Origin of the sequence: Mesorhizobium sp. M7A.F.Ca.CA.002.09.1.1 (genome assembly GCF_003998555.1) — a bacterium.
Lineage (GTDB): Bacteria > Pseudomonadota > Alphaproteobacteria > Rhizobiales > Rhizobiaceae > Mesorhizobium > Mesorhizobium ciceri.
On record NZ_RZRR01000156.1, the window covers coordinates 1 to 8163 of the forward strand.

Genomic DNA, 8163 nt, shown 5'->3' on the forward strand with positions numbered 1-8163 from the left:
GTCGACCACCTACCGCTTCGATTTCACGATGTAGGTGAATCGAACGAGAGACGCTTTATTCCTGCCGTGGCTTCGGCTAAAAGCCCAGCCATGACCAGCTTTTCGCGCCTTTTCGCGATCGCGATACGAATTACAGGCCCGGTGTTCCGGGTGGCCTGAGCGCCGCCGGAGCCGCCGGGAGTTTCTGCGCGCCCCTCGCGCTTTTTTCATAACATGATAGTTCACGCCCGAGCTTGTACGCCCGCCGGGCAATGCACATGGCAGACCAATGACCGACACAACTGAAACGATCGACTATTCCAAGACGCTTTATTTGCCGCAGACGGACTTCCCGATGCGCGCCGGCTTGCCGGAGAAGGAGCCGCTGCTGGTCAAGCGCTGGCAGGACATGGATCTCTACCGCAAGCTGCGCGAGAGCGCTGCCGGCCGCACGAAATACGTGCTGCATGACGGCCCGCCCTACGCCAATGGCAACATCCATATCGGCCATGCGCTGAACAAGATCCTCAAGGACGTCATCACCCGCTCGTTCCAGATGCGCGGTTACGACTCGAACTATGTGCCCGGCTGGGACTGTCACGGCCTGCCGATCGAATGGAAGATCGAGGAGCAGTACCGCGCCAAGGGCAAGAACAAGGACGAGGTACCGGTTAACGAGTTCCGCAAGGAATGCCGCGAATTCGCCGCGGGTTGGATCACAGTGCAGGGGGCCGAGTTCCAGCGCCTCGGCGTCATCGGCGACTTCAAGAACCCCTATACGACGATGGCTTTCCATGCCGAGTCGCGCATCGCCGGCGAGCTTTTGAAATTTGCCATGTCGGGCCAGCTCTATCGCGGCTCCAAGCCGGTGATGTGGAGCGTGGTCGAGCGCACGGCGCTGGCCGAGGCCGAGATCGAATACCACGACTATGAGAGCGACACGATCTGGGTGAAGTTTCCGGTCGCCAGCCTTGTCCGCCCCATTGACGATGGCCAGACCAAGCTGACGGAGGGCGCCCTCGATCTGCTGCAGGCCCACGTCGTCATCTGGACGACGACGCCGTGGACGATCCCAGGCAACCGCGCCGTCAACTATTCGCCGCGTATAAATTATGGCCTCTACGAGGTCACGGCAGCCGAGAACGCGTTCGGCCCGCAGCCGGGCGAAAAGCTGATCTTTGCCGACGCACTGGCCGAAGACTCCTCGGCCAAGGCCAAGGTCACCTTGAATCGTCTCCGCAGCGTCTCGGCGCAAGAGCTTGGAAGCCTTACGCTTTCACATCCGCTCAAGGGCTTGGGCGGCGGCTACGAATTTGCCGTTCCGATGCTCGCCGGTGACCATGTCACCGACGATGCCGGCACCGGCTTCGTCCACACCGCGCCCGGACACGGCCGCGAGGACTTTGACGCCTGGATGGACGCGGCGGTGGATCTGCGCGCACGCGGCATCGATCCCGCCATCCCGTTCACCGTTGACGATGGCGGCTTCTTCACCAAGGACGCGCCGGGTTTCGGACCGGACCGCGAGGGTGGACCGGCGCGCGTCATCGACGACAACGGCAAGAAGGGCAACGCCAACCAGGCCGTCATCGACGAGCTGATCAAGCGCAACGCGCTGTTCGCGCGTGGCCGGCTGAAGCACAGCTATCCGCATTCGTGGCGGTCCAAAAAACCGATCATCTTCCGCAACACGCCGCAATGGTTCGTTTATATGGACAAGGACCTCGGCGACGGCTCGACGCTGCGCAGCCGGGCGCTCAAGGCCATCGACGAAACCCGTTTCGTGCCCGCCGCCGGCCAGAACCGCATCCGCGCCATGATCGAGGAGCGCCCGGACTGGGTGCTGTCGCGCCAGCGCGCCTGGGGCGTGCCGATCGCCGTCTTCGCCGATGTCGACGGCAATGTGCTGAAGGACGAAGCGGTCAACCAGCGCATCATGGACGCCTTCGAGAAGGAGGGCGCCGACGCCTGGTTCGCCGCTGGCGCCAAGGAGCGTTTCCTTGGCAATCACGATGCCTCCAAATGGAAGCAGGTGATGGACATCCTCGACGTCTGGTTCGATTCGGGCTCGACGCATGTCTTCACGCTGGAGGATCGCCCTGACCTGAAATGGCCGGCCGACGTCTATCTCGAAGGCTCCGACCAGCATCGCGGCTGGTTCCATTCCTCGCTGCTGGAAAGCTGCGGCACCAGGGGCAGGGCGCCTTACGATACTGTCGTCACCCATGGTTTCACCATGGACGAGGATGGCCGCAAGATGTCGAAGTCGCTCGGCAACACCGTGGTGCCGCAGGACGTCATCAAGCAGTCGGGCGCCGATATCCTGCGTCTGTGGGTGGTGACGACCGACTACTGGGAGGACCAGCGGCTCGGCAAGAACGTGCTGCAGACCAACATCGATGCCTACCGCAAGCTGCGCAACACCATCCGCTGGATGCTCGGCACGCTCGCCCATGACGATGGCGAAGAGGTGCCGCTGGAGAAGATGCCGGAGCTGGAGCGGCTGATGCTGCACCGGCTGGCCGAGCTCGATGAGGTCGTGCGCTCGGGCTACGACGCTTTCGAGTTCAAGCGCATCACCCGCATGCTGCTCGATTTCATGGTGGTCGAGCTGTCGGCGTTCTATTTCGACATCCGCAAGGACGCGCTCTACTGCGACGCGCCGTCGAGCCTGAAGCGCAAGGCTTCGGTGCAGGTGGTGCGCCATCTCTTCGATTGCCTGGTGAAATGGCTGGCGCCGATGCTGCCCTTCACCATGGAGGAGGCCTGGCTCGATCGTCATCCCGACGCGGTCTCGGTGCATCTCGACCAGTTCCCGCAAATCCCGGCGGACTGGCAGAACGAGGCGTTGGCGGAAAAGTGGCGCCAGGTGCGGCAGGTGCGGCGCGTCGTCACCGGCGCGCTGGAGATCGCGCGCGCCCAGAAGGTGATCGGATCGTCGCTGGAAGCGGTGCCGGTCGTCACCATCAACGATGCAGCGCTCGAAGCGGCGATTTCAGATGTCGACATGGCCGAGATGGCGATCACCAGCGATCTGGTCATCGCGCATGGCGAGGCACCGGCTGGTGCCTTCGCGATCGACGACGTCAGGGGTGTCGCCGTGGTGGTCGAGAAGGCCGAGGATCGCGGCCTGTTAAAATGCGCACGCTCATGGCGCTACACCGCCGATGTCGGCCAGGATCCGGAATTCCCGGATGTTTCGGCCAGGGATGCGGCGGTGCTGCATGAATTGAAGGCGCTTGGCCGGCTTTGACAGGCCGGCCAGCTTGATCGGTGCACAAATGCCACGCCGGGCGGGTGAAAACCGCCCGCGCGTTGCCCTTAACGAGTGGTTGAGGTAAACACGCGAAACTCCGGAAGACAAATTGTCGCCGGATTTCCGTCGCAAGTGCTTGGACGATGGGGACCGGCCACGAGGCTGGTGGCAATCGAGAGGCTGTCTAGAGTGGGACTTTTTGGCATGACCGAGAGATATAATGCGCGCCTGGCGCTGCTGGCGCCGCTTGTCGCGTCGGGCCTCGCTTTGTCCGGCTGCATGGGCTCTCCGACCTACGGCACCGACAAGACCGCCGGCGAACAGCTGGCCGGCGATATTTCAGGCGCCTTTTCATTTGCGCCGAAGCGCAAGGAACAGATCGACTACAAGCCGCGTCCGACGCTTGTAAAGCCGGCGCCCGGCCAGAAGGAAGCGCTGCCGGCCCCGCAGGACAGCATCGAGACGGCGAGCGCCGAATGGCCCGAATCGCCCGAGCAGCGCCGCGCCCGCTTGCGGGCCGATGCCACCGCCCATCAGAACGACCCGGCCTATCAGTCGGAGATCGTCGACGACGTGCAAACCGATCCGGCCTCGGTGAAAAGGGCGATGGCGGAGTCAGGCTCGAGCCACCCGCCGGCATGGACACCGGCCGATTCCGACAAAGGCCGTGCCGCCGAGATCCAGCGTCGCCTCGCCGACAGCAAGCAGGGCGATCCGAACACCCGCAAATATCTGAGCGAGCCTCCAGTGCAGTATCGTGTCGCGGCCGGCACCGCGCCGCAGAACGAGCTTGGCGAGGACGAGTACAAGAAGGAACGCCGTCTCAAGAAAGAGGCGGAAGGCAAGAAGGGCAGCGGCTGGTTCGATTGGCTGTAAGAACACCGAATTGTGTCGCCGGGCGTAGCGCCCGCTTCAGCCGCGCCGCTCCCGAAAAAATCCTTTAAGCAGCAGGCCTGCTTCGGTCTCGCCCATGCCCGGATAGATGTCGGGCGCGTGGTGGCAGGTCGGCGAGGCGAAGAAGCGCACGCCATTGACCACAGCGCCGCCCTTGTCGTCGGCGGCGCCGAAATAAAGCCGGCGCAGCCGGGCGAAGGAAATGGCGCCGGCGCACATGGCGCAAGGCTCCAGCGTCACATAGAGATCGTGCCCGGTCAGCCGCTCGGCCGACAGTTTGCGGCAGGCTTCGCGGATGACCAGCATCTCGGCATGCGCGGTCGGGTCGGCAAGTTCGCGTGTGCGGTTGCCGGCGCTGGCGACAACACCAGCGCCGTTGGCGATGACGGCGCCGACCGGCACTTCGCCTCGCAAGGCGGCAGCTTCGGCCTCCTTCAGCGCCAGCGCCATGAAATCGGGCCGCTTCACGCGATTTCCACTCCGATTATCTCCTCGCCACCTGACGGTGATCCTGTTATGGAGCGCATGACATCGAAAATCGGGACTCGGTTTTCGAAAATGATCATGCGCCACATCAAAAGTGCTACAGCGTTCGTTGCGCGCCCGAAAGGATGCGCCACGCTGTAGCAGCGCAAACGGATAAAGGCCACATGGACGACAACGACAAGAAATTCCGACCCAGGAAGGGGCCGGCCAAGAGTGGGCCGAAAGCCGCGGGACCGCGCAGCCGCGATGGCGCCGCGGGCAAGGGCGGCAAACCGTCCTTTGGCGCCAAGAAACCTTACGCACCGCGTGGCGACCGGCCGATGGCTGCCGATGGCGAGCGGCCGAAGCGCGATTTCAAGGGCGGCGACAAGCCTTTCAGCAAAGGCCCGCGTCCCGAAGGCAAGCCTTTTGAGAAACGCGAGGGGCCGCGCAAGCCCTATGCACCGCGCGGCGATCGCCCAATGGCCGCCGAAGGCGAGCACAAGCCCTATGAAAAGCGCGAAGGACCGCGCAAGCCCTACGCACCGCGCGGCGATCGTCCAATGGCCGCAGAAGGCGAGCGCAAACCGTATGAAAAGCGCGAGGGGCCACGCAAGCCCTATGCGCCGCGCGGCGACCGCCCGGTGGCCGCTGAAGGCGAGCGCAAGCCCTACGAGAAGCGCGAAGGGCCACGCAAACCCTATGCACCGCGGGGCGACCGGCCGGCTGCGGCGGCAGCGGGCGGCGAAAAGCGCTTCGACCGTCCCAAGCGCGATTTCAGTGACCGCGCCCCGCGTGACGCCGTCGATCGCCCAAAGCGTGACTTCAGCGATCGCCCGAAGCGGGATTTCAACGATCGGCCGCAAGGCGCGTCAGGCGGCAGCTTCAAGCCACGCCCGCGTCCCGCCGAGGCTGCGGAAGAGGCAGGCGAGCGCATCGCCAAGCGGCTGGCCCGCGCCGGCCTCGCCTCGCGCCGCGATGCCGAGGAGCTGATTGCCGCCGGCCGCGTCAAGGTCAATGGTCGCGCTCTGACTTCACCGGCCTTCAACGTGATGCCTGATGACATCATCCATCTCGACGGTATGGAAATCCCGCCGATCGAGCGCACAAGGCTGTTCCTGTTCCACAAGCCGGCCGGCGTCGTCACCACCAACCGCGATCCCGAGGGCCGCAAGACCGTCTTCGACGTGCTGCCGGCTGAATTGCCACGGCTGATGACCATCGGCCGGCTCGACATCAACACCGAAGGCCTGCTGCTGCTCACCAATGATGGCGGCCTGTCGCGCGTGCTCGAACTGCCGGCCACCGGCTGGCTGCGCCGCTACCGCGTGCGCGTCCACGGCAAGGTCGAGGAAAGCGCGCTTGCCGGCCTGCGCGAAGGCATCGCCGTCGACGGCGTCTTTTACGGCGCCATCGAAGCGACGCTCGATCGCGAGCAAGGCACCAATGCCTGGCTGACGATCGGCCTGCGCGAGGGCAAGAACCGCGAAGTCAGGAACATCCTGGGTTCGCTCGGCCTCGACGTGACGCGGCTGATCCGTATCTCCTACGGGCCGTTCCAACTCGATGACCTCGCCGAGGGCCATGTGCTGGAAATCAAGGGCAGGGTGTTGCGCGACCAGCTTGGCGAGCGCCTGGTCGAGGAATCCGGCGCCAATTTCGACGCCGATGTCACCAAGCCGTTTTCCAACAAGCCGGTGCGGCGCACCGAAGTTCGCGAGCCGGAGCCGGAACGGCCGAAATTCACCCGCGATGGCGAGCGCCGCCCGATCGGCGAGGGCGGGTTGATCAAGAATCGCAAGCGCCGCGAAGGCAGCCGCGATGAGGCTCTGGGCAAACTGTCGACAAGCCCCGACAGAAACGCTGAGAAGAGTTTTGGCGAACGCGCCCCGCGTCCCGAACGCAGCTTTGGCGACAAGCCGCGCGGCAATTTCGGCGACAAACCGCGCGGTGGCTTCGGCGACAAGCCGCGTGGTGCTTTTGGTGGCAAGCCGGGCGGTGGCAAAAAGTCCGAGCGCGAGCAGCGGCCGATCGAGCCGCCCGGCCAGCGCAAGGCCAATGTCTGGATGGCGCCAGGCGCGCGACCGATCGGCAAGGGCAGGGCCGAAGCTGACGCCGCCAAGGCGGCTGACGCCAAGGCGCGCAAGGCCTCGTTCAAACCGACCTATGGCAAACCGGCCGGTGCAAAGCCGTTCGGCAAGCCGCGCGGCGAACGTCCGGGCGGGGCTGGCGGCGGTGAGCGTCCGCGCAACGGTCCCCGAGGCCCCAAAGCGAGATGAGAATCGTCGGCGGTGAGTTTCGCGGGCGTCCGTTGGCGACGCCGCGCTCGAGCGCCATCCGTCCGACGACCGATCGTACCCGCGAGGCGGTCTTCAACGTGCTGGCGCATCGCTTTGCCGAGCAATTGGACGGGGCACGCGTGCTCGACCTGTTCGCCGGCACCGGCGCGCTGGGACTGGAAGCGCTGTCGCGCGGTGCCTCCTACGGTGTCTTCATCGAGGAATCGGCGGAAGGCCGTGGCCTGATCCGCGACAATGTCGAGGCCTTCGGGCTCACCGGCCGCACCAAGATCTTCCGCCGCGATGCCACCGGCCTCGGCGAGGCCGGCACGCTGGCGCCGTTCGGCCTTGTCTTCGCCGACCCGCCCTATGGCAAGGGCCTTGGCGAGCGCGCCTTGCAGTCGGCCAAAGCCGGCGGCTGGCTTCGCCCCGGCGCGCTGTGCGTGGTCGAAGAGGCCGCGGTGGCGTCCTTCGAGCCAGGCCCCGGCTTTTCGGTGCTGGACGAACGCAACTATGGCGAGACCGTCATCCGCTTCATCGAGGCGGCCTGATACGCCTCGTATCCTTGGCCGGGCATCCATGGGCCGGCCTCTTTGCCGCCGCCTTTGCCGGCAACATGATCAACAAATCACTTTGCTTGTCGCCAGCACCTTGCCTATCGTCTGTCGACAGAACCGGAGCCGTTGATGACATCCAGGATTGAATGGCTGCGGGGAACGCTGTTGGCGACCTCCTTGGCTTTTGTCACGACCAGCCCAGTGCTGGCCGAGAGCCCCGTCTTGCCCAACACGGTTCCGGCCGAGTTCAAGGTCACGGATTTCCTGCTCGACAACGGCATGGAGGTGGTCGTCATTCCCGACCACCGTGCGCCGATCGTCACCCACATGGTCTGGTACAAGATCGGCAGCGCCGACGAGCCGCCCGGCAAATCCGGCATCGCGCATTTCTTCGAACATCTGATGTTCAAGGCAACGACCAACCATGCGGCCGGCGAGTTCGACCGCGCCGTCTCCGATATCGGCGGATCCAACAACGCCTTCACCTCCTATGACTACACCGCTTTCCACGAGACGGTGGCGCCGTCGGCACTCGGGCTGATGATGAGCTTCGAGGCTGACCGCATGCGCAACCTCATCCTCACCGATGATGTCATCAAGACCGAGCGCGACGTCATCCTCGAGGAGCGCCGCTCGCGTATCGACAACAGCCCCGAGGCTGTGCTGGACGAGGAGGTCGATGCGACGCTGTGGCAGAACCAGCCCTATCGCATTCCGGTCATCGGCTGGATGC

Annotated in this window: 6 protein-coding genes; 5 read left to right on the plus strand and 1 reads right to left on the minus strand. The window is 64.8% G+C overall.

All coding sequences use genetic code 11. The features are described 5' to 3' along the window. Nucleotides 1-268 precede the first annotated feature (268 nt). Together ileS and EN994_RS09675 are read left to right on the plus strand one after the other, a co-directional pair. Nucleotides 269-3232 (plus strand): isoleucine--tRNA ligase, encoded by a 2964-nt coding sequence (gene ileS, locus EN994_RS09670; RefSeq protein WP_063167720.1) that lies wholly within the window; start codon nucleotides 269-271, stop codon nucleotides 3230-3232. A gap of 207 nt (nucleotides 3233-3439) precedes the next feature. Beyond that, nucleotides 3440-4111 carry a hypothetical protein gene (locus EN994_RS09675; RefSeq protein WP_013532359.1) on the plus strand — a complete coding sequence of 224 codons (672 nt, stop codon included), beginning with the start codon at nucleotides 3440-3442 and terminating at the stop codon, nucleotides 4109-4111. A gap of 36 nt (nucleotides 4112-4147) precedes the next feature. Here EN994_RS09675 and EN994_RS09680 read toward each other — a convergent pair whose 3' ends face one another. Continuing rightward, the gene (locus EN994_RS09680; protein ID WP_013532358.1) at nucleotides 4148-4597 is read right to left on the minus strand and encodes a nucleoside deaminase; all 450 of its coding nucleotides are present in this window, start codon (nucleotides 4595-4597) and stop codon (nucleotides 4148-4150) included. Nucleotides 4598-4779: 182 nt separating this feature from the next. Between EN994_RS09680 and EN994_RS09685 the strand changes: the two genes are divergently transcribed. From EN994_RS09685 to EN994_RS09695, 3 genes are all read left to right on the plus strand, one after another. After that, on the plus strand, nucleotides 4780-6873 hold the full coding sequence (locus tag EN994_RS09685) for a pseudouridine synthase (RefSeq protein WP_063167721.1): 2094 nt from the start codon (nucleotides 4780-4782) through the stop codon (nucleotides 6871-6873). Further along, entirely contained in the window at nucleotides 6870-7424 is a 555-nt protein-coding gene (gene rsmD, locus EN994_RS09690) for a 16S rRNA (guanine(966)-N(2))-methyltransferase RsmD (protein ID WP_024504838.1), read from the plus strand. The genes EN994_RS09685 and rsmD overlap by 4 nt, the downstream gene beginning before the upstream one ends. A gap of 135 nt (nucleotides 7425-7559) precedes the next feature. Continuing rightward, on the plus strand, nucleotides 7560-8163 hold a 604-nt coding region (locus tag EN994_RS09695; RefSeq protein ID WP_164745851.1), incomplete at its 3' end, for a pitrilysin family protein.

Coding starts and splice junctions, on each gene's coding strand:
- EN994_RS09675 (WP_013532359.1), top strand. CDS start 3,440: ATGACCGAGAGATATAATGCGCGCCTGGCGCTGCTGGCGCCGCTTGTC.
- EN994_RS09685 (WP_063167721.1), top strand. CDS start 4,780: ATGGACGACAACGACAAGAAATTCCGACCCAGGAAGGGGCCGGCCAAG.
- ileS (WP_063167720.1), top strand. CDS start 269: ATGACCGACACAACTGAAACGATCGACTATTCCAAGACGCTTTATTTG.
- rsmD (WP_024504838.1), top strand. CDS start 6,870: ATGAGAATCGTCGGCGGTGAGTTTCGCGGGCGTCCGTTGGCGACGCCG.